At 61.0% G+C, this 23,084-nt stretch carries 15 protein-coding genes; 8 read left to right on the top strand and 7 right to left on the bottom strand.

Annotation, left to right across the window (positions count from 1 at the left end):
• Window positions 1–50: 50 nt before the first annotated feature.
• Genes D3242_RS26730 through D3242_RS26715 form a run of 4 tightly spaced genes read right to left on the bottom strand, consistent with a single transcriptional unit; the run spans window position 51 to window position 6,735 of the window.
• Window positions 51–2,255 (bottom strand): GumC family protein, encoded by a 2,205-nt coding sequence (locus D3242_RS26730; protein ID WP_019860128.1) that lies wholly within the window; start codon window positions 2,253–2,255, stop codon window positions 51–53.
• A gap of 1 nt (window position 2,256) precedes the next feature.
• A complete protein-coding gene (asnB, locus tag D3242_RS26725; protein WP_064986336.1) occupies window positions 2,257–4,254 on the bottom strand; it encodes an asparagine synthase (glutamine-hydrolyzing) in 1,998 nt (665 codons plus the stop codon).
• A gap of 1 nt (window position 4,255) precedes the next feature.
• Window positions 4,256–5,515 carry an O-antigen ligase family protein gene (locus D3242_RS26720; RefSeq protein WP_019860130.1) on the bottom strand — a complete coding sequence of 420 codons (1,260 nt, stop codon included), beginning with the start codon at window positions 5,513–5,515 and terminating at the stop codon, window positions 4,256–4,258.
• A complete protein-coding gene (locus D3242_RS26715) occupies window positions 5,512–6,735 on the bottom strand; it encodes a glycosyltransferase (RefSeq protein ID WP_064986334.1) in 1,224 nt (407 codons plus the stop codon). Before D3242_RS26715 ends, D3242_RS26720 begins: the two co-directional genes overlap by 4 nt.
• Before the next feature lie 384 nt (window positions 6,736–7,119).
• On the opposite strand from D3242_RS26715, the gene D3242_RS26710 reads away from it, so the two are divergent.
• The 3 genes from D3242_RS26710 (at window position 7,120) to D3242_RS26700 (ending at window position 11,922) form a co-directional block, all read left to right on the top strand.
• Window positions 7,120–9,801 carry an AMP-binding protein gene (locus D3242_RS26710; RefSeq protein WP_081296250.1) on the top strand — a complete coding sequence of 894 codons (2,682 nt, stop codon included), beginning with the start codon at window positions 7,120–7,122 and terminating at the stop codon, window positions 9,799–9,801.
• 303 nt (window positions 9,802–10,104) lie between these two features.
• Window positions 10,105–11,592 carry a calcium-binding protein gene (locus D3242_RS26705; protein ID WP_019860133.1) on the top strand — a complete coding sequence of 496 codons (1,488 nt, stop codon included), beginning with the start codon at window positions 10,105–10,107 and terminating at the stop codon, window positions 11,590–11,592.
• Window positions 11,593–11,709: 117 nt separating this feature from the next.
• Entirely contained in the window at window positions 11,710–11,922 is a 213-nt protein-coding gene (locus tag D3242_RS26700) for a DUF768 domain-containing protein (protein WP_019860134.1), read from the top strand.
• Window positions 11,923–12,052: 130 nt separating this feature from the next.
• Here D3242_RS26700 and D3242_RS26695 read toward each other — a convergent pair whose 3' ends face one another.
• Window positions 12,053–12,778, bottom strand: coding sequence for an AAA family ATPase (locus D3242_RS26695; protein ID WP_064986330.1), 726 nt, complete (start codon window positions 12,776–12,778; stop codon window positions 12,053–12,055).
• 316 nt (window positions 12,779–13,094) lie between these two features.
• Here D3242_RS26695 and D3242_RS26690 point away from each other — a divergent pair, with 316 nt between their 5' ends.
• Genes D3242_RS26690 through D3242_RS26670 form a run of 5 tightly spaced genes read left to right on the top strand, consistent with a single transcriptional unit; the run spans window position 13,095 to window position 20,730 of the window.
• Entirely contained in the window at window positions 13,095–15,851 is a 2,757-nt protein-coding gene (locus D3242_RS26690) for a non-ribosomal peptide synthetase (protein WP_064986328.1), read from the top strand.
• On the top strand, window positions 15,848–16,831 hold the full coding sequence (gene nadE / locus D3242_RS26685; RefSeq protein WP_081296249.1) for an NAD(+) synthase: 984 nt from the start codon (window positions 15,848–15,850) through the stop codon (window positions 16,829–16,831). The genes D3242_RS26690 and nadE overlap by 4 nt, the downstream gene beginning before the upstream one ends.
• Before the next feature lie 6 nt (window positions 16,832–16,837).
• Window positions 16,838–18,865 (top strand): asparagine synthase (glutamine-hydrolyzing), encoded by a 2,028-nt coding sequence (gene asnB / locus D3242_RS26680; RefSeq protein WP_064986326.1) that lies wholly within the window; start codon window positions 16,838–16,840, stop codon window positions 18,863–18,865.
• On the top strand, window positions 18,855–20,408 hold the full coding sequence (locus D3242_RS26675) for a class I adenylate-forming enzyme family protein (RefSeq protein ID WP_019860141.1): 1,554 nt from the start codon (window positions 18,855–18,857) through the stop codon (window positions 20,406–20,408). The genes asnB (D3242_RS26680) and D3242_RS26675 overlap by 11 nt, the downstream gene beginning before the upstream one ends.
• A 55-nt stretch (window positions 20,409–20,463) precedes the next feature.
• Window positions 20,464–20,730, top strand: a complete 267-nt coding sequence (locus D3242_RS26670; protein ID WP_019860142.1) for an acyl carrier protein — start codon at window positions 20,464–20,466, stop codon at window positions 20,728–20,730.
• Between the two features lie 54 nt (window positions 20,731–20,784).
• Here D3242_RS26670 and D3242_RS26665 read toward each other — a convergent pair whose 3' ends face one another.
• Entirely contained in the window at window positions 20,785–21,477 is a 693-nt protein-coding gene (locus D3242_RS26665) for a N5-glutamine methyltransferase family protein (RefSeq protein ID WP_064986324.1), read from the bottom strand.
• Between the two features lie 95 nt (window positions 21,478–21,572).
• Entirely contained in the window at window positions 21,573–22,532 is a 960-nt protein-coding gene (locus D3242_RS26660) for an aldo/keto reductase (protein ID WP_038644779.1), read from the bottom strand.
• Window positions 22,533–23,084: the final 552 nt, after the last annotated feature.

Below are 23,084 nucleotides of genomic sequence, written 5' to 3'. Positions count from 1 at the left end.
GCAGTTGGTTCCCTGTGGCATTTTTTGAAGAGCGGAGACGACGGTTCTCATCAAACCCTCTCCAACAGCAGGTCGGCGTTGTCCTCGAGCCTGGAGCCGGCGTACCGCTTTAAATTCACCTGGGTGAGCACACTCCCGACTGGAACGGCGACGGATCCACCGGCCCGGAGCGACTCCAGAACGCCACGGGCGATGCTGCGCCTCGTCTTGGCCCATCGAACGGCAAAAAGCACTGCGTCTGCCCAGCGCTTCAGGAGCCTGGTTTCGGGGCCTCCGAGTCCCAACGGCCCGTTGATGATGACGACGTCGTAGACCGAGAGAAGTTCTTCGGTGAACTGGGATTTGTCGACCGTGGACAGAAGCGTCAGCAGATCATCCGAAGGTGCTGGAGCGGCCATGAGATCGATGCCGACTTCTGGCATTCTCGTGATCGCATCCTGGAGCACGCAGCGTTCACTCACATAGTCCCCAAAGGAGTTGTGAGCTTTGATGGTGCCGAATTCGCCACGAAACTCGTTCGTGAGGCGCGCGTCCTTGCGGTCGAGGTCGAGGAAAAGCACCCTTCCTCCCAATCGCGTTGCCGCCAGCGCCAGGCTCCACGCCAACTCTGTCTTGCCATCGTCCAGGATGCTGGACGTCACGAGGACGATGTGCGGCGGCTGCCCCCTTCCCTGAGTTGGCGCCGCAGTGACCAGAAGGGATGTCGCCGCGCGACTGAACGGCGAGTTCTGCTGGCCCAGAACCAGATGCCGCAATTGTTTGGCATGGAGTCCCGAAACCTTGGGAAGCAGTCCTACGCACGGGATCCCAAGCTCGGCCTCGGCTTCGGCTTCGCTGCGCAAGGTCTGGTTGAACATGTTACGGATCAGGACGAAGACCGCCGCCATCAGACCAAATACGATCATGCCGGGTGGAACCAGGAAAATTCTCGACAGGGTGCTGGGATTTGACGGCGGCCATGCCGTCGACAGGACCGCTACACCTGGCGAGGGAGCGGCGATGCGCCGTATCAGGTCCTGCTGCCGGCTAAGGAGCTCGTTGTAGTGCTGTGTCACGATGGTGACCTGCGGCTCAAGGGCACGCAAGCCGGAAAGCTGGCTCGCAGTGTCGGCCACGGCCGCGTCGCGCACCCTCTTGCGGTCCTCGAGAGCCGCAACCTGGGCGCGGTAGACGTTTGCCTCGGCGGCAATGCGCGCGATGCCCTGCTCAATCTCACGGTTGATCGCACTGCCCAGATCGCCGTCCGCAGCGGCACCCGACTGACGTGTCAGGAGGTCGGCCAACACAGGCGATCCGATTTCTTCAGCGATGGCCGATACAGGGGCGCCCGCCTTTCGCAGGTCCTCGATATGGTGAAGGCGCGATTCCGAGGCGGAAAGATTGGCTTTCGACAAGAAAATCTGTCGGCCAAGCTCCGCTGTCTCATTGGCCGCGTTGTTGGCCGCGCTTTGATCAACGGCGCCATGCGTCAGCCGGTACGTCTCCAGCCGATCGGTCGCGTCGACCAGGTCCCTTTGTACTTGCGGCAGGCTGGCGACCAGCGATTCCAGTTCGCGCTGATCCGATGCACGCCGTTTCTGTACGAGATCTTCGATATACACCTGAGCGAATGTGTTCGCGACAAGCGCGGCACGTACCGGACTGGTATCGGTGAAGCCGATGGTGATGACGCGCGAGCGCAGCTCTTGTCCGACCCTCATTCCGCCCCGCAGCGTCTTCAGCGCGGCCGCATCCGCAGCTTCCGGACTTTCGGCGGCAGGTCCACCCTTCGACCAGACCCGGCTCAGCAGGTTGCCCACGAACGAGCCTGAGGTGGGCGGGACGGCACTGATGCCGCTTTTTCCGGCGGCGTCGGCTGCCTGCGGTTGGCGCAGTGCCGTCAGAACTCGGCGCAGGTGGGCTTGCGACGAGAGCATCGTCAGATGGTCATCGATGCTCGAATCCAGCGAGTCCTGGGCGGTCGCCGTAGGGTTCGAAGTGCCGGTGCTCGGGGCGTCTATGATGATCTGGGTCGTCGCCTCGAACAGCACCGGACGAGCAAAGCCCGCGAGGCCGGCCAGTATGCCGCCCAGAAGGGCCACGGCAAGCAAGAGCCATTTTCCCGTCGCCAGAGTGACGACGAGCTGATGGAAGGGAGACGGCGGTTGCACGGGCTCGCGCGGCGGTCGCCTCATCCGCGGATTGGTGTCGAGCGTAGCGACGGCCATCTGCGTGGCACGCGGAAGCCTGGCGCGGCTGGCTATGGAACCTTCCATCTCAATCCCCTGTCAGTTCGATATCGTAAGAAGCGTGCGTTGCCGGCGCCGATGGCCGCATGGCTTCGTTGCGCCATGCCTGGAACATCAGCAGCGGCCACAAGTCACGGAAATGATCCTGGTTTCCATGCAGATGATCGCGCCAACATGCGTCGACCTTCGCACAGTCGATGACCCCATCTCCGGACAGGCGTGTCGTGGCAATGATATCCGTTGCCCAGTCGCGCAGGGGTCCTCTCAGCCAGGCTCCGATCGGAACGTCGAAACCCTGCTTGGGCCGATCGACCAGTCGGCGCGGTACATAACGATCAAGGAGCTGGCGCAGTATCCATTTGCCCTTGCCACTTCGCACCTTGGCATCGGTTGGCAGGCGCCAGGCGAATTCAACGACGCGATGGTCCAGGATCGGGCATCGCCCCTCGAGGCTGTTGGCCATGGTGGCGCGATCGAGCTTCACCAGGATGTCGCCGGGGAGATAGCCGGTCATGTCGTCGAACAGGAGGCGCGACAGCAGGCCGTCGAGCTGTGTGGCGCTGGCATTGGATGCCGCTGGCTTGTGATGAAGAAGCTTGTTGGTCGAAGATTCCGTCAGCCGCTGAAGCAGTTGGTCCTCATTTGCCGCCGCGAACAGGCGGGCGAGGCGGTTCAACCGGTCACCGCGCAATCCGTGCCGCATGTTCGCCGAAAGCGGCAGGCTGCCGAACATGTCTTTCTGGGAGGCCTGGGCCAGCAATCCTGCCCCCGCCGCCAACATCCGCCGAAATGATGATGGCAGCTCATGCTGCCTTCTGAGGCGGGTTGCCAGGAAGTGTCGAGAGTAGCCCGCGAAGCACTCGTCGCCGCCATCGCCCGACAGAGCCACGGTGACGTGCCGCCGGGCGAGGCGCGACACCAGCAGCGTCGGTATCTGCGACTCGTCGGCGAACGGCTCGTCCCAGATCCTCGGCAACTCCGGGATGACCTCAAGCGCCGCGGCCGGTGAAAGATGAAGTTCCGTATGGTCGGTGCCCAGATGCCGCGCAACCGCGGCCGCATGAGGGGCCTCGTCGAACCCGCTCTCGCCGAACGCTATGGTGAACGTGCGAACGGGCGTCGGGGACTGCGCCTGCATCAGGGCGACGACCGCCGAGCTGTCAATTCCACCCGACAGAAAGGCGCCAAGCGGCACATCGGCAACCATTCGTTCTTTGACGGCAAGGCGAAGCAGGCTGTCGAGTTCGGTCGTAAGGTCCTCGTCGCTGCCGGCGATCGGATTCCGCTGCGCCTTGCAGGCGACATCGGCCAGCGACCACCAGCGGCGAATGCGATGCGCAAGCGAGCCGGCGCCACGGGCATTGGCGAAATCCGCCGCCGTCACCGACAGGACTGAACCGGGCGGCAGCTTGAACACGCCCTGCCAGATGCAACGGTCATCCGGCACCCACCCTTTCGAAAGCATCGTCGCCGCCGCATCGACATCGAGTTCAGGGGCGAAGCCCGGGAAGCAGGTGATCGCCTTCAGCTCCGAGGCGAAGACAAGCGCTTCAGGTGTCGAGGCGACGTAGAGCGGCTTTTTGCCCATCCGGTCGCGGGCGAGGTGGAGAGTCCGGTTCTTCAGATCCCATAGCCCGAAAGCAAACATGCCGGCGAAGCGCGCAAGTGCCGCCTCGATACCCCAACTCTCGATCGCGCACAGCATCACTTCCGTGTCGCTGGTGCCGCGGAAATGGTGGCCCGCCCCTTCCAGTTCGCGGCGCAGATCGCGAAAATTGTATATTTCGCCATTGAAGGTAATGACATACCGGCCGCTCGCGGAGTGCATCGGCTGGCGACCGGCCTCCGACAGGTCGACGATGGCCAGACGCCGGTGCCCGAAGGCGATCCCGGCTTCACGGCTCGTCCAGAATGCCTCGCCATCGGGCCCGCGATGACGAAGGGCCATCATCATCGGCCCGATCGCCCTGAGCGAGTTGGTATTGGCTGCATCGGGCGCCAAGAGGATTCCGGCGATCCCACACATTCTAATATCTCCTCTGGCGAACGATCGCGGGGACCGCCTGCGGCGTTCCGGCGACAAGGCAGAGGGTCACACAGAACCACACGATCGGATGGCGGATGATCAGGTGCGGAGCACTGAAGACAGCGATCGAAGCCACGAGCGCCACGAGCGTGTCCTGTCTCGCGCCCCAGGCGGACAAGGCGGCCGAGCCGAGGATCCACAGCAAGGCCAGGACTGAAATCAGGCCACCCTGAGTGTAGAGATCGAGGATCGTGCTATGGGCCTCGAAAGGCCGCGGCAGAAACTGCTGATCGACTGTGGAGGGACGATCAAGGTGCGGGCCTGGTCCGAGACCCAGCGATCCGGATCTTGCTCCCTTGTCCAATGCCTCGTCCCAAAGCTGGAGGCGAAGTGTCGCGGTTTCCGCGGTTGCTTCCCCGCCCTTGTCCTTGGTGAGGCTCTTGGCGAAGTTTTCGGCGTTGGCGGCCTCGCTGAGGGCGTAAGGCGCGATGGAGACCGCCAATGGAAGGAATGCAACGGTGAACAGGAGGGCAAGTTGCCGTGAAAGGCTGACCTTGCCGCCGTCGCTAGTAAGCCATGCCCGAACCCTCAGCCCAAGAAGGATCAGGCAGGCCAGGATCGTCGTATAGAGATAGGTATCGCTCTTTGTCAGCCTTCCGACATAGAAGGTGAGGATCAGGCTGGACAGCCCGAGACATCTTCCCCATGGATTGCTGGTGGTTGTGGCAAGATGCAGGGCCAGTGGACCGAGGAGCGCGCAGTAGAGCGCAAGCTGGTTCGGATTGTCAGACCAACCGCTGAAGCGGTCCCAGAACCAGGGGTGGACGCCAGACTGATGGATCCAGCCGAAACCAAGCCCCACCTGGATGACAAAGCCTGCATTCGCGACAGCGATCATCCACCAGGCGATACGGCGTAAACGGGAAGCAGCGTTGGGTTCCGCGGCTGCCAGGCAGGTAACGCAGACCAACAGCACGTACGCCATCGTGTCATGCATCAACGGATCGAGGAACAGCGTGGTGGTCAGAAAGCCGATGATGGACCCCACGCCCAGGGCAAGCGTCAGGATCACCCAGAAACATGCAAGTTTGGTGAGGGCCGGCGTAACCTCCAGTCGGCCGCCGGCAAGGATGCGGGTGATCGACAGCAATATCCAGAGCGTGAGGAACAGTTCGCTGTAGCCGAACGGCAGCCCGGGGATGCTGAGCTGCACCGCGTAGGACATTGCGATGCCGAAGGCCAGGATCACATCACGGATCATTGCCGCGCCTCACCCAGTCGGGGGCCCCGCGCACCCTCTTCCCTGGAGATCACGGGCGCGGGCCGAGCAAGACTGCCGCGGTATTTGCCACCGAGGACAGTCTTGTACAGATCGCAATACTGGTCGACGACCCACGACAGCGAAAAGCGCTCCCGCACGAGGCCGACGGAACGGCTGCCCATGACCTTTCCACGGGCGCGGTCGGACAGAAGATCGACTATTCTGGACGCCAGGCCATCGGCATCGCGCGGCGCGACGAGATAGCCATTCCAGCCATCTTCAACCACGTCATTGCAGCCGGGCATTCTCGAGGCGACGATTGGCAACCCGGACAAACCCGCTTCCAGCAGGACGCGCGGAATGCCCTCGCGATACTGTGTTGGAAACGCGAACAGATCCGCCATGCCAAGGAGAGCTGGAACGTCCCGCCTTGGCCCCAAGGCGACGACGTAAGGAGCATATTGCTCGATATCGGACCTGCTGACCGCGAACGGACCTTCAGAGTCCTGCGGACCGACAAGCACGAAACGCGCATTGGGCCTCTTGGAGAGGACGCGGGGAACCGCCTTGATCAGGGTCGGAATCCCTTTCTGGCGAGTCAGCCGCCCGACAAAGATTACGACTTCGGCCGACTGAAGCCCAAGCTCCTCGCGCATGGCGGCGGCCGAAGGGCCACGGTACCTTGCTGTCGAGAATGCATTCGGGTCGATGCCAGAACTCCGGATCAGTCGCCCTTTGCCGCGACCCACCAGCCGATAGCGGTCGAAGAAGGCCTGATCGTCACGATTCTGGAAGACCGTCATGGCTGTCCAGAGTGACGCCAGCCCCTGAAGGCCACAAAAGACCGGACGTAGCGCCAGCGCCCGCGGTTCCCGTGATGAGAATGTCCAACCAAGCCCATTGATGGTGCGAATGACCGGAACCTGCCCGCGCACGGCCAGAGGCGTGAGGAGGTTGGGCTTGGTGTCGAAACTTTGAACAATGTCCGGACGCAAATCGGACATCAATTTACGGATCGCGCTGACAGCTCCCCATTCTCCACCGCCACTGGCAAAGCGGTCGAACCCAAAGCTGCGATGCGGAATGCCGTGAGGCGAAAAGGCGTCTCCGGCATCGCTCGAGACGGCAGTGACCCGAAAGCCCCTTTCGCGCAGCGCCAGGAGGAACGGAATTCTAAGCCGGTGATCCTCGCCTCCTATGCAAACCAGATGTGGACTCATCCTGTCCCTCCTGGATGCCGGCAGAATCCCAACCGCGCAAAGCCGCTGGCCCTGTGATCTGTTCACGGCCCGGCTTCATCGCCCCAGTACGCACAACACCCAGCCTCACGCTAGGAGCAGGCTTGCGCGTTGTCCTCGTCTGTTTAAATGAAGCAAGGGATTGGGCGGTGCGGCGATGCAGCTGCAACCGCTGTCGGATCGATGAGTTGAGCGGAAACTCATTCGTTCTAACGATGCCAGGGCCGACATGGTCGCGTAGGACACGGCAAAGCCAATCAGCAAAACAAGGGGGCTGTGTTGGAGACGTCGGGGTACCCGCGTTTAGAAAGCCGTTTTCCACGTGCCTTGCCATCCGTTGGCGGTCCGACAACGGATCAAGATGTTGTGATAGATCGCAACAGCAGCCCTCCAGACGGCTTCACATGGAAACAGGCCTCCACCCGCCCTCTGGATATGGGCGGACCAACCACCCGTCTCTTCCCGCGGATGGGCGACGACTTCTCCGAAAAATCGGCGTTCTCGCACCTGGAGCGGGTTGTCGAAAAATACCCAGCCAAGATCGCGATCAGTGACGGCTCTACGTCCCTCAGCTTTTCGGAACTGCTCAACGCAGTCCAAAACCTGGCGGCTGCGATTGCCGGTTCCACCCCACCAGGCAAGGCGGTCGGGATTCTGATCGGAAATACCCTCTGGTATCCGGTGGCCATGCTCGCCGCCATGCGGGCCGGCAGGCCCGCCGTGCCGTTGAACCCCCGGGATCCATTTCAGCGCCTCGTCGCAATTTCCACCAGCGCGCGGCTGGCCGCGATCATCAAGCCAGGGCCAGGTAAACCGGCAGGCTGGCCGGATGCTTCCTCGCTTGAATGGATCGACGCGACAAGTTGCACGGCCGCAACGCCGGATGGCAGCCTATCGGCGTTGCCGCCCGAAGTATCGGTCGATGCTCCGGCAATCGTTCTGTACACGTCAGGCAGTACCGGAGCGCCGAAGGGCGTCGTGAACAGCCAGCGGGCGATCCTCCAACGCGTTCAGCAATATGTGGATGCCTGCCACTTCGGTCCCGACGACGTCTTCATGCCGTTGACCGGGCCGGCGACGATCGCGGGATGCCGCGAGATGATGACCCCGATGCTGTGCGGCGCCACATTGTACCTTTCGGATATAGAGAGCGCCGGCATTCGCGCCGTCCGCGACAATTTCGAGAAATGGCAGGTGACGGTCGTCTATCTTGTGCCGGCGCTGCTGCGCGTGTTGATGAATGGTTCTGCGCCCAACACTTTCTCTTCCTTGCGGATCGTGCGGGTCGGCGGAGAAAAGATTCTATGGTCGGATATCGACCGGCTCCGCGACAGCGTCCCCGAGTCCTGCCTTGTCCAGATCAGCTATTCGTCCACGGAAACGACCGGCACGCAATGGTTCCTGCCGAGGGGCTACCAGGAACGCGGCGCAACGGTCCCGGTTGGCTTCGTGCTACCCGGCATCGAATACACCGTCGTGGATGAGAACGCATGCGAGGTCGCCCCGGGCGATGAAGGAGAGTTGCTGATCAGAGGCAACTACTCCACGCTTGGCTACTGGACGGATGGGGAAAACGTCCCTCTCCAGGCGAACTCCGGCAACCCGCTGCTTCGAATCTTCGCAACAGGTGATCTGGTCAAGGTCGACGACACCGGAATGATGTGGATCGTCGGACGAAAGGGGCGCCAGATCAAAATAAACGGAAGGCGGGTCGAACCTGCCGAACTGGAACTCGTCCTGCGCCGGGCGCCTCAGGTGGATGATGCCGTTGCGGTGGTGACGGACGCGAACGAACTGGTGGCCTTTGCCGTCCCCGCCAGACCTGGCGGAAGCGAGTTCATTGCTGAATTGCGCGACCTGATCAGGACGGCCCTGCCGCCGGCTGTTCATCCGACGCGCCTGCACAGTGTTGCCGAGATACCGCGGCTCAAAGGCGGCAAGGTCGACGGTGTCAAGCTGCGGGAACTGGATCGCGCACTGAACGCGCAAGGCGCCCAGAACATGCCCATCGCCCGGCAGGCGGCAAACCCGCTTGATATCGAAGGCACCGCGGCGGCCGTATGGGAGAGAATTCTCCCGGGCAAAAGGGCAGCTGGCAGCTGCTGGGACGATGCCGGCGGCGATTCATTGAAATTGCTGCAATTCGTCATGGAACTGGAGACGGCTCTGGGGCGGGAACTCAACCTGGACGCGTTCACGGTCGGGATGAGTTTCGCCGATGTCGTCCGGGCAGCGTCTCCAGGACAAGACACAAGCAGCTCGCTTGTCGAGGCTCCCGACCCGAGACCCGTTTTGTTCATCGTGCCCGGATCGATCGGTTACGGTCCAAGCCTGGCTGCCTTCGGCGCCGAGATGGGCAATGTCGCCAGGGTTGTTGCCGTGCGCTACGGGGATCTGAACGATCTGCTGAAGGGACATGGCACGATACCGCGGATGGTGGATGCGGTTGTCGACCAGATCAACCAGGCCCAGCCCGATGGCAATGTGAAGCTGATCGGTTATTCGCTTGGCGGCGGCGTCGCCTTCGAGGTTGCCGCCAAACTTGCTGCCGCCGGTCGGTCGGTCACGTTCCTGGGAATCCTCGACACCAATATCGGGCCTGGACAGCACAACTATCGTGAAAGACTCGCACGCACCGCCCAGCGCATCCGCACGCATCGCGTGACGGTGGATCGCATGATTTTGCGGGCTCTGGCAAAATTGTTTGCCCAATTTGGCGCCGAGGCTTTGCTTGCGAGGGGTATCGACTGGCTGAAATGGAGGAGCTTCGCCAGAACGCGATTCATCTTGCGCCTTGAGCTCGAAGAAGTCCTGCGGATGCGCGCATTTGGCCAGTGGCTCGCGCAACCGAAGCCCACATTGCCGATCACCGCCACCCTGTTTCGATGCAGGCGCACAGGCGTTCCGTCAGACCTTGGCTGGAGTGCTTTCGTCACAGGCCTGAACATAATCCCGATCGTCGGCGGGCACCTGGACATGCTCGTTGAACCCTATCTCAGCCACAACCGTCCGCTGATAGAAAAAGCCTTTGTGGTGAGCGGCACATAGCGGGTGATTCGAACACCCGGAGGCTGAATCGAGACCGGATGCCCGTGTATCTTGCTGACGGATCCACAACAAATCCGCTGGCACTGCCGTCGTAGCGAGAACAGCCTGGTCCTGCGTCGCCGCGCTGAAATATCCCTAAATAATCAACAAGTACCAGGACCCGGGCAGCCTTCCCGTCGCATAGGCTCTCCTTGCCATGATCAACGATTCTATCAATGGGCGCCGGTATTTGATTTGGCCCTAATATATCCTTTCCAATAGGCAGGCATGGGGCACCACCGAATCGGACGTAAGGAAATTTGCATGACAACCCTCCACTATGCCTCGGGTGGGTCGGCCTCCGAGGTCGCAACCGCCGGGTTCAATCTTGTCGACGTTTCATCCGTGGACGAACTCAACGCCTTGCCGGCTGGCACGAAAGGTCTGGTCTGGCTCGATGAAGCCAATGGCGCAACCTCGTCTTTCATTGACAAAGTCACGCCCTTCATCGGCAACCCGAAGGTGTTCGGCTTCTTCCTCGTCGACGAGCCCGATCCCACGGGCAAATGGGGAACCTATGCCACAGCCGACAATCTGAAGGCGGAATCCGACTGGATCCACACCCACCTGCCCGGCGCCAAGACCTTCATCACCATGATGAACATGGGGTCTTCGGCTGATCCCGATTTTTCAAACACTTTCAATCCCGCCAACACGCATATCGACTATTACGGCGTGGATCCCTACCCGGTGCGCACCGGCACAAGCACCGTCGACTACAATATGATCGACAGGACCGTGGCCGCGGCGGTCGCCTCTGGCGTTCCGCTCAGCCAGATCGTTCCGGTTTATCAGACGTTCGGCGGCGGCAACTACACCACCGATACCGGCGGCCAATATGTCCTTCCCAGCGTCGCCCAGGAGCAGACCATGCTGGACCACTGGGCCAAGGTTGCGCCATCGCCCGCCTTCGACTATGCCTATGCATGGGGCTCTCAACAGGGTGACACCGCGCTTGGCGACTCGCCGGCGCTGCAGGCCCTCTTCCTTCAGCACAATCAGAGCACCACCAGCGTGCCTTCGACCGGCGAAACAACTCCGCCCACCAGCACTGTGCCCCCTCCCAGCACGGTGCCCCCAACCAGTACCGTGCCTTCGAGCAGCGATCACACTTTCTACGGCACGGGCGGCGCGGATGTGTTTCACAGCACCACCGGCGTAGATACGATGATCGGTGGCGGCTACAACGACACCTACTATGTCAACAACGTCGGCGACAAGGTGGTGGAACTGTTGGGCGGCGGTAACGATACTGTGCTGGCATCGGTGAGCTATGCGCTGTCGGCCGGCTCGGAGATCGAGCACCTCGCCATCACAAGCAAGTCCGGCACTACGACCATGAACCTCAAGGGAAACGAGTTCTCCCAAACCATAGACGGAAATGCCGGCAGCAACGTCATCAACGGCGGTGGCGGGAAAGACGTGCTGACGGGAAATGGGGGCAAGGACTTCTTTTTCTTCAATGCCGCCCTCAAGACCGGCAATGTCGACAAGATCACCGATTTTAATGTGACCCAGGACAAGATCGTGCTCGACCACAATGTGTTTACCGGCCTTCAAGCGGGCACCCTTCCCACCTCGGCGTTCCACGAAGGCAGGGGTGCGCACGACAGCGGCGATCACGTCATCTATAACAGTTCGACCGGCGCCCTGTCTTTCGACAGCGACGGCGAGGGTGGCGCACATCAGATCCAGTTTGCCACCCTGTCTCCGCATCTGTCTTTGACTGCGTCCTCGTTCATCGTAGCGTGAGCCTTGGGAAACGTCAGACCCTGATCACAAGGGTCTGACGTTTTCTTGAATATACCTCAATATACTTCGGTGAAATACTTTGATGGAACGAACCGCTCCAACGAGCATTGGTCCATCATGAGCACTCGCGGCATCGAATTCCTGCAGAAATGGGTGGAGGATAATGTGCCGCCCTATTCGAAATCCGACCCGACCCTTGCGGCCAAACTCGCCGAGCAAGTGACGGCGGACGCCATCAAGGCGGGAATTCGCCCCGAGGAAATCTCGGAAGAAGTCGGAAGCATGTTGACCACCATGCTTGAAGTGCTCGACCAACGCGATACGAAATGATTGCGCGGCCAGTTGCATTGGCAACGTCGCACAGGTCCACGGCCAACACGCCTGCTGCTCGGCCGAAGTGAGGTCCCCACCACTTCATGATCACCAGCCAAGCCAGTGTTTATGGCTTTTATCGCCTTGGTCAACCCGGGACGGTCTCGTACTCTTCCAAGACTCGCGCGATGATCTTGTCGAGGTCGTGAGGTTCAGCACCGTTGACTTGTATCAAGGGCCATCCATCCTGGCGCAAGCACTTGCCGATCTCCCTTGAGATATCGGCCTGCCTCAAGCCCCTGTCCACGCCGAGTTCGAACAGGAGGACCTCCAGGAGCGGTTGCTGCGCATGCCGATCCATAAGACGGCGGCGCAGCGTTTCCTGCGGCGCATCGATCTGGATAAGGAGGTCTGGTCGCGGCATGAACGCCAGGCAGTCACGAACCACGTCAATGCTTGGAGTTCGCGCCAGCACAACCAGCGCGCATAAAGCCTGGATTAGGCCCTCTTCGAAAATGAAATAACCTTCCGATTGCTGCGCTTGACGCCATGACTCGCACAGCAGGGCGATATCGACCTTCATGCGCCATGACCATGTGCGGCTTCGTAGTGGGATTGACGCCAGAAGCCGCGCCGCGACACCATCCTTCGGCAGGGTCGACAGCAAGACTGGGCCGGAGGTGGCAATCTTTTTGCCAATGCGCCCAATGCCATGGCGTACTTCCGGACCATCTTCCTGGGCCGACCCATATTCAATCAGGCGATACCCGTTCACTGTCTTCACGTTGATGCCGTGTTTCGCCATCCCCTGGCAGAGGCCGCGAAGAAGTGTGGTCTTGCCTGCACCAGGCGGCCCAAACAACTCGATGATCATCACGCAATGCCCAAATGTCTCCGAGCAAGCAGTCATTCGCCTGCATGTCAAAGATTAGCCGGATTACGAGCCACACCAACGTTCGTTTGAATGACCTTTCATATATGCCGGAGGCACGCGGGATTGGCCCTTGGCAAGCGTCTCAAGATCGGGGACCTCCGGGCGGACCGGCCGTTCCTGAAGGGGAATTGGAGAACTTCCTCGAGGCCGGGGGCGGGAAAGCGCTGTCTGATCAAGATTGAGGCATCATCCGAATGATTGATGAAAAGATTTCGGTGGCGAGTGATGGTCGACGTTCAGCTTGGTGGGGCCCTGAATGTCTTCAGCGTATTTGCAGTCTGAAGCGGTGAATCAAGACCTGCGGGTGGATTGTCGACCGACGACGACCCGCGGATGGTCAGATATTCCCGAATATGCTCTTGACGAAGGGGAACTCCTCTGGCGCCCCTATCAGCGGATGGGCGCCGGTTTTGCTGACATTCCCGTCTTCGATCACCTTAGAAACGTCGCAAGGCAATATCCCGACAAGCTCGCGATCGGCGACGGCGTCAATCGCCTGACTTATTCCGAGCTTTTCAGGGCTGTCGAGACATTGTCGTACCGTATCGCTGCCGTCGTTCCCGAAGGACAGGCGGTCGGAATCCTTCAGGCCAACTCGGCCTGGTACGCTGTGGCGATACTGGCGAGTATGGCGGCCGGGCGGCCTTCGGTTCCGCTCAACATGAGAGATCCGGGCTCTCGGATCATCGAGATTGTGAATGCCGCACGCCTCGGCGCCATTATAGGCGCTGGAAACGTTCGCCCAATCGATTTGCCGCAGGAAGTCCTATGGATCGATATTGCGGCTGGCGTCGCGCAGAACGGTCAACAGGCGTCACAGCAGCCACAGCTCCCTTCGGTTTCCGTCGATGCGCCCGCAATGGTGCTTTACACATCAGGCAGCACCGGACGCCCCAAGGGCATCGTCAACAGCCAACGCAGCCTGCTGTGGCGGGTCCGGCAATATGTCGACGCGTGCCATATCAACGCGGATGACGTTTTCCTGCCGCTGACCGGGCCTGCCACGATTGCCGGTTGCCGGGAGATTTTTACCGCACTGCTGACGGGCGCCACGTTGCACCTTCTCGAGGTGGAGGCGGTCGGCCTCCGCGCAGTCCGTGCTCGGGTTCAAGCCGAAGGCGTGTCGATCGCCTATCTTGTGCCGGCGCTGCTTCGAGCACTGTTGACCGAGGCCCCTCCTGACGCTTTCCAGTCGCTCAGAGTGGCCCGGATCGGTGGCGAGAAGGTATCGTGGACGGACATCGCCTTGCTGCGCAAAGCCGTTTCGGACCAGTGCCTGATCCAGATCGGCTACTCGTCAACCGAGACCACCGGCTCGCAATGGTTCCTGCCGCAGGATTGGCCGGAGCAAGACGCATCGATCCCCGTCGGCAGGCTGCTTCCCGGGATGGCATTCGCCATTGTCGACGAAGCAGGACACGATGTCGGGCCAGGCGAGAGTGGAGAGCTTCTGATCAGAAGCCCCTATGTTCTGCTTGGTTATTGGGAGAACGGCGTCGTCATTCCCGCGCGGCCGGACCCGGACGATCCCGGTGTGCGGGTTTTTGCGACGGGCGACCTCGTTCGGCTGGACGATGATGGCCTGTTGCGCATCGTCGGCCGCAAGGGGCGCCAGATCAAGATCAATGGTCGACGCGTCGAGCCCGCCGAGCTCGAACGGGTCCTGCGTTGCGCGCCTTCGGTGGCGGATGCCGTGGCAATCGTGACGCCGGCCGAGGAACTCATTGCATTCGCGGTTGCAAAGCGCTTCGCCGGGGCTGCTTTCGCGGAGGAGCTCCGTCAGCTCGTCAGAACGACGTTGCCGGCGCCGCTGCGTCCCTTGCGGTTGCACACCATCGCGGAGATCCCACGCTTGCCGGGAGGCAAGGTTGACCTGGCAACGCTCACCGAAATGGATCGTACGGAGAGAAAGACCGCGCCAGCCGTCCAGCCGCCCGCTGCCCGACCGCTCCCCACAGGAGGCCAACTGAATACAAGGCAAATGGTGCAGCACGCGTGGATGCAGGTTCTCAACACGGGCGCTGCGGCTGGAAATTGGGATGAGGCGGGGGGAGATTCGCTGCAGCTGCTGCATTGCGTCATGGCGATCGAGAGCGCCATAGGGCAAGAGCTCGGCCTCGAGGCCTTCACCGTCGGTATGAGCTTCGACGAGATGGTTAAGGCTGTCGTATCCGCACAGGCGGGCGAACGACACGCCAAGAAGCATCACCCTCCGGTTCTTTTCCTGTTTCCAGGGTCCGTCGGTTATGGTCCGAGCCTGGCTGCGTTCGCAGCCGCCATGGGCAAAGTCGCCCGGGTGAACCCCATTCGATATCCTGGCCTCGCTGCGATATTGGACGGACGTAACAGTCTCTCTGCCATGGCTGCCGCCGCACTCGAGCAGATAGACCGCGCCCAGCCTGACGGCCCTGTGCGACTTCTCGGCCATTCGCTTGGTGGCGCGGTTGCGTTCGAGGTCGCGGCGCGGCTTCTGGCGGCCGGTCGATCGGTAAGGTTTTTGGGTATCCTCGATACGAGCCTTCTGGACGAGCCGAGCAACCATTGGGAAACACTTACCCGCACATTCCATCGCATTCGCACCAATCGCATATCCGCCCACCGGATGGCTTGCCGAGCTCTTGCCAAGATCACCGTCGCCATGGGTTGCGAGGCGTATCTCGCCAGGATTCTCGACCGCTTTGGCAAGGGAGAGTTCAGCCCGACAAGCTTCAGAACCAAACTGGAACTGCAGGAAGTCTTGCGGGCGCAGTCTTTCTTCCAGTGGCTCGCGGCACCCAAACCGGCCCTGCCCATCTCCGGCACCTTGTTCCGATGCCGTCGGGAGGGAATGCCTCGGGCCCTGGGCTGGGAAAGTGCTCTGGCACATTTGGACGTGGTTCCGATCATCGGCAACCACATCGACCTTGTCGTAGAGCCCAATCTTGCCACCAACCGCCCGCTCATCGAGACGGCCGTCGTGCAGACCTACTCCCCGGCCGAGTCTCGCAAAAGGGAGGATCTGTCATCGACGTGATCTCACATTTCAGCAAGGACATGCTGGTGCTCGATGCTCGTGCGGAGGTCGATCGAATCGTTGACACCTTGCGCAAGCAGGTTCTTGGCACGCTCCGCCGTCGCGGAGTGGTTGTCGGCCTTTCCGGCGGCATCGACAGCTCCGTCGTCGCGACCCTGTGCACACGGGCGTTCGGCAAGGACAAGGTCTTGGGCCTGTTCATGCCGGAGCGCGATTCCTCCGGCGACTCCCTGAGACTTGGCCGCCGGGTCGCGTCACAGCTTGGCATTGAGAATATCCTGGAAGACATAGGCCCGGCAGTGGAGGCCGTCGGCGCCTACCGTCGGCAGATCGAGGCGATCCGGACCGTCGTTCCCGACTACGGGGACGGCTGGAAATGCAAGCTGGTGATCGAACCGGTTCTCGAGAGCAACGGCCTCAACATCACCCGGCTCACCGTCCAGGATCCGGAGGGCAAGGTCGACACGGTGCGTCTGTCGCCTGCTGCCTATCTGCAGATCGTCGCCGCAACCAACTATAAGCAGCGTCTGCGCAAGATGACGGAATACTACCACGCCGACCGCCTCAAATATGCGGTTGCGGGGACACCAAATCGTCTTGAGTACGACCAGGGGTTCTTCGTCAAGCAGGGTGACGGAACCGCCGACGTGATGCCGATCGTCCACCTTTACAAAACCCAGGTTTACCAGCTCGCGGAATATCTCGACGTGGACGAGGAAATCCGCCAGCGGGCACCGACCACCGACACATTCTCCATGGCGCAAAGCCAGGAGGAGTTCTACTTCGCGCTGCCCTATCATCTGATGGATCTATGCCTCTACGGCCTGAACCAAGGGATCGCCAACGACGAGGTCGCGGCGGTTGCCGGCCTCACCGAGCCCCAGCTGCAGAAGGTTTTCAAGGACATCGACGCGAAACGGCGGGCCGCCCACTATCTTCACGCACGGCCTTTGCTCTCCGTGGAAATTGGCGAGGATTGAGCGGGAATGTGCGGCATCGCTGGAATTGTGGCCCTGAACGCCGCGGCGGCTTCTCCTTCACGCGAGGCGCTGATGAGAATGGTGGGCACGCTCTCGCACAGAGGTCCGGACGAGCGCGGCCTTTACCGGGACAAACGCGCGGGGCTGGCGCATGCCCGCCTGTCCGTCGTCGATCTTTCCAGCGGCCAGCAGCCGCTTGCGGACACAGGCGATACGACCTGGATCGTGTTCAACGGCGAGATATTCAACTATGTCGAGCTGCGGGAAAAGCTGATTGCGCTCGGCCACCGCTTCCGAACCCGCAGCGACACCGAGGTCGCGCTGCATGCGTATCGCGCGTGGGGCGAAGCGGCCTTCGAGCGGATGAACGGCCAATGGGCGATCGCAATCTGGGACTCAATAGCAGGTCGTCTCGTCCTGTCGCGCGACCGGTTCGGCATTTGCCCCCTGCATTTTTGTGAGCATGCGGGCCGCCTTTATTTCGCCAGTGAAGTGAAGGCCATTTTCGCCGCTGATCCAACCATCCCCCGAGCGTTTGATCCTGCCGGCCTCGATCAGACTTTCACGCTCTGGACGGTCGTTCCACCGCAGGGGGTATTTCAGGGAATCCACGAGCTCGTGCCCGGGCATGTCCGCATCTACCAGGATGGCACTGTTCGCGAGCAGGTCTTTTGGCAGCCTTCCTACCCCGAGAATTTCGGAGTGCTGCAGGGCGAGTTCACCGGGTCGTGCGATGACGCGGTGGACCGCGTGCGTGACGCCCTCGAAACCGCGACGGCACTCCGAATGGTGCGCGCCGACGTGCCTGTGGGGTGTTACCTCTCGGGAGGGCTGGACAGCTCGCTTGTGGCGACACTGGGAAGGCGCTTCGCCGGCCGACGCTTCCAGACCTTCTCCTTGCGTTTTGCCGACGCCGAATATGACGAGACCCGCTTCCAGCGGCTCGTTGCCGAAGCAACCGGCAGCGAACACCACGAGGTGGTGGTTTCGCGCGGCGATATCGCGGCAATCTTTCCTGAGGTGATCTACCACACCGAGCGCCCGATACTGAGGACCGCCCCGGCGCCGCTGTTCCTGCTGTCGAGGCTGGTGCGCGAGCGTGGCATCAAGGTCGTGCTGACCGGCGAGGGTGCCGACGAAATGTTCGCCGGCTACGACCTGTTCCGCGAAGCCAAGGTCCGCCGATTCTGGGGACGCCAGCCGACGTCGACACGACGCTCACGCCTCCTGGAGCGGCTTTACCCGTATCTCACCCGCTCGCCGGTGCAACAGCAAGCGATGGCGCGCCAGTTTTTCGGGCGCGGGATCGAGGCCTATGAGGCGCCCGGCTTTGCCCATGATACGCGCTGGCGCAGCACCGGCGCCATCAAGCGTCTGTTCTCCGCGGATCTGCGCGCCGAATCCCAGCGCCGCGACGCCGTGTCGGAGTTGCTTGGCCGTCTGCCCGAGGCGTTTTCGCGCTGGAGCCCTCTTGCGCAGGACCAGTATCTCGAGGTCCAGACGTTGATGTCGGGCTATCTGCTTTCCTCGCAGGGCGACAGGATGCTGATGGCTAACTCCGTCGAGGGACGCTTCCCATTCCTGGACGATGAACTTGTGAGGCTCGCCAATTCACTTCCGCCTTCCTACAAGCTGCGTGTCCTCGACGAGAAGCACGTGCTGAAACGCGTGGCGGAGCCAATCGTGCCCTCCGAGATCGTAACCCGCAAGAAGCAGCCATTCCGGGCACCCAATGCGCTTTGCTTCGCTGCCGACGCCGCACCGGAGTACATTCGCGAAGCGCTTTCGGAGACGGCTATACGCAAGGCGAATGTTTTCGATCCGGCTTCGGTCACACGCCTGCTCGACAAGTGCCAGGCCAGGACCGGTGACGGTGATCTTTCCAATGCCGACAACATGGCGCTTGTCGGCGTGCTGTCGACCCAGCTCCTTCACCAGCAGTTTGTCGCGAGCTGTCCCAGTGCAACCCACATGCGTGGACTCAGCGTCGACGTCGACCGCGAACATCGGGAGGAGCGCTTGCATGTTGCATGATGCCGTACCCCTGCTGCATGACTACCTCGCCCACTCCGCCGGCCGGCTCGGCGACAAGGTGGCGCTGGTGTGCGGCAAGCAACGTGTCACCTATGGCGAGCTCGAGGCGCGCGCCAATGCAGTCGCCACGGATTTGGCCGCATCAGGGGTCGCGCGCGGCGACCGTGTGATGATCTTTGCCGACAACACCGTCGAGACGGTGGTGAGCTTCTGGGCGGTGCTCAAGGCGAATGCGGTGGTGTGCATCGTCAACCCGCTGACCAAGAGCGACAAGCTTGACTATCTGCTCAACGACTGCCTACCCGCGGCGCTGATCACGGACGCGCATTTGCACTCGATCTTCCGCGAACCGGCGCGCAGCTGCCCGTCACTTCTGCGGACGATTGTTTCCGGATCGATCGATGACGACGAGCTCTCCCGATTGCCGCAAGCCGTACGCTGGGACATCGCGGTCGCCGCCAGCGCCAAGCCGCCGGCGCGGCGCTGCATCGATATCGATCTTGCCGCCATCATCTACACGTCCGGCTCGACAGGGGAACCCAAGGGCGTGATGCTGACGCACAGGAACATGATGACCGCATGCACGTCGATCGCTTCCTACCTCGAGCTTGCCGAGGACGAGGTGATCCTCAATGTCCTGCCCCTCGCCTTCGATTACGGCCTGTACCAGATGATCATGGCGTTTCGCACCGGGGCCCGGCTGGTGCTCGAACGTTCGTTCGCCTTCCCGGCGCAGGTCCTTGGGCTGATCAGGCAAGAGGGGGTTACGGGTTTTCCCGGCGTGCCGACCATCTTTGCGGCACTCTCCGAGCTCAAGTCCCTCAAGGATCAGGATTTCTCAAGCATTCGCTACGTGACGAACACCGCGGCGGCCCTGCCTCTCAAGCATATTCTCATGCTTCGGGAGCTGTTTTCGAGCGCACGCATCTATTCGATGTACGGCCTCACCGAATGCAAGCGTTGCACCTATTTGCCGCCGGAGGATCTCGCGCGAAAGCCGTTGAGCGTCGGGATTGCGATCCCGAATACGGAAATGTGGATCGTTGACGAACATGACAGGCGGGTCGCCCCCGGCGTCGTCGGCCAGCTCGTCATTCGCGGCGCGACAGTGATGAAGGGATACTGGGGCAAGCCCGAAGCGACGGCCAGGAAGCTCAAACCCGGCCCGCTGCCCGGCGAGCAGGTCCTATACACCGGCGACTACTGCCGGATGGACGCGGAGGGCTACCTCTACTTCGTCGGCCGTGGTGACGAGATCATAAAGTCGCGAGGCGAGAAGGTGGCGCCGAAGGAAGTCGAGAACGCCCTTATGGATATTCCCGGTGTCCGGGAAGCAGCGGTCATCGGTGTTCCCGACGAACTCCTTGGGCAGGCCGTGAAGGCGTTCGTCGTGATGGAGAATGGAAGAACCATCGGCGAAAAACAGCTGCAGATGGAATGCCAGAAACGACTGGAAAACTTCATGGTTCCGAAGTCCATCGTCGTTGTGGCCAGCCTGCCGATGACGGATACCGGCAAACTCAAGAAAACGGCTTTGTCATGAGGTGGGCTCGGGGACGAGGTCGCTTAATTTATGGTGTCTTACAGAGGGCGAATTCATGTTGACGATCAAGGACCGCACCGGAATCTACAGCGAGCAGATCCGCAGTTTCCTGGTTTCGAATTTCTACGTGAGCGACGTGAAGACATTGATGAACGACACGTCCTTGCTCGATCAAGGCATCGTCGACTCGACGGGAGTGCTTGAGATTATCGGCTTCATCGAGGAGACCTTTGGCATCATCGTGGAAGACAGCGAACTCTTGCCTGAAAACCTCGATTCCATTCAAGGGATCGAGCAATACATCATCCGCAAGATGAACTGATTGCCGGCGTAAAGCCCGGAGCGGTTCGCGCAATTGCTCTGGCTTTCGGCACGCTCATGCCTGCGCCTTTGCTTGCCCCAGAACCACCCGGCCCTCGCCCGCTTCGTTCGACACAGCGCGGATGTTCTCGTATGCCTTGCTGCGCTCCAGCAGTCCCATCACCTGCCGGTCCTGGCCAAGGCCGACCTCGAAGAGCAGGGTGCCGCCAGGCCGCAAGTATCGTGGCGCGTCCTTCATCACCCGCATGTGGATGCTCAGGCCGTAAGGGCCGGCCGCGAACGCTTCGCGCGGCTCGAGTTCGACCAGATGCGCTCGGTCGCCCTCTAGCCGCTTTTCCGAAATGTAGGGCGGATTGCAGACGATCACGTCGATCGTCCCGTCGAGCCCGAGGCCCGAGAGAGCGTCAAACAAGTCGCCCTGAAGCACCGAAACGCGGTCAGCCATGCCGTGATGGGCGGCGTTGCGGCGCGCCACGTCGACGCATCCATCGGTGAGGTCGCTCGCCCAGACACGTGCGGTGGGAATGTGGTGGGCGATGGCACACGCCAGATTGCCAGTGCCGCAGCACATGTCGACGATGCGCGGCGCCGGCAGGTTCATTTGATGCAAAACACCAAGGGCCGTCATGCCCAGCAATTCCGTCTCTGGCCGGGGGACGAGCGCACCGGGCGCGACGAGCAACTCAAGTCCCATGAAGATGGCGCGGCCCGTACCATAGGCGTCGGCGACACTGAACTCTTTGCTCATGGCGACCCCACTGGCTTGATCTTCCCAGTATAGCTGTTCGGCATTCCTGCGCCAGTCAAACCTGTCGTTGGATAACCCGGCAAGCTGCCAGCCGATCAGTCTTCCACACCCATGTCGAGCGCGGCTATGGCGGCATTCAGGCGGTCGGGTGTTGGATCGTGCTTCAATCGCCGCAGATTGAAATCGAGGTGTTCCTTCTTGAACATGGAGACCAGGGTGACGCCGGCTGAATTCGTTGCGAATGCGTAATCGGCGAGAAATGCGATCGCAATTTCAGTGGGACTGCCGTGGTATCCGAGGTCACCAAGAGCGACCAGTATTTCCTTGCGCGCATTGAATTTCGCGACGATTCGATTGAGGCCCGAGAAGGTCCCGTGCGTTACGAACGTTCTGTGCCGGTGAGAGCGCGCCTTCAACTTGGCGAGGTTTGACTCCAGCGGGGTATTGGCAATCTGCACGAACCGATAAGGCAGCGATTCCTGGAGAGCCGTCATTCCGGCCTCGAGATCTCCCGCGACCGAGATGGCCCGGGCTTTCCCGTCCTGAATCACGCGCTCCACGGCCCGGATGATATCCTCGCGAACAAGCTCTTCGGCGGTCGGACGATGCAGTGCGAGGACATCGACATAGTCCGTGCGAAGACGCCCCAGGCTTTCCTCGACACTTGATCTTATCAACGCCGCAGACAGCGGCACCTTGAAAGGCGTGGGGCGCACTCTTGAAGCATGCTGCTTAAGCGCCGGAACCGTCGCCACAGCTATCCGCGACAACGGCTTCAGCAGTCGCATGGTGGCGGAGGTCTTCGGTGGGCGCATGCCAACCTTGGTGCAGACACAGACGCGATCGCGTTTCCTGGACGCAAATTCACCCCAGATCGATTCAGCCATGCCGTCGCCATAAGAAGGCGCTACGTCGTACCAGGTCACCCCTGCTTCGTAGGCGCGTTCCAAGGTCTCGATGCCCTTGCGAACTCCGATGCGAGAGCCAAGCGAAGCGCAGCCAAAACCGATACTTGAAACCTTGCTGCCGATAGCTTCGACAAAGACCCGCTTCATGGCGAAGCCTCTTTTTGATATCGGCACCCCAAGCCGCCGTTTTCTCAGTCGAATGATTTTTTATCTTTCTGTCAAGAGACAAGTAAGAAAATCATGAATCCTTCCCCAATTAAAAGGCGGCATGAAATGGCATATCTGCGGGTTTCGGATCGTAGCCCCAGGTGAATTCATGCATAGTTTGGCCAGATGCTTCTCCATTGGAACTCACTCCTGAAAGATATTTTCAGGCGCGGAAGATACATTTATATTTTTGATTCTGTTGATTTTTCGTGGATTGCGATCAGAAATCTTCCTGCATTGTTCCACATCGATCAGCGACGTCTGCAGGGCAGTTATCTGTATGCCTTGGCGGTAATTTCGGCGACCAGGCCATAATGAGCAGATCTTTGCTCTCGATCAATGAATGCCCGGTTCTTTGTGCTAGATTTTGAACCACCTGATGGACGCCTAGGAGCAAAGAGTGTTCTCGGCGAGGAGGGCTATGGCTTGGCCGGATATCGCAGTTCGTGACTCCTCCTCTGGTTCTTCTGTCGAATTGACAGTGTCATGACT

Origin of the sequence: Mesorhizobium jarvisii, assembly GCF_003601985.1 — a bacterium.
Classification (GTDB): domain Bacteria; phylum Pseudomonadota; class Alphaproteobacteria; order Rhizobiales; family Rhizobiaceae; genus Mesorhizobium; species Mesorhizobium jarvisii.
Note: the sequence above shows the minus strand (reverse complement) of the source record. Positions and strands in the feature narration are given on the sequence as shown.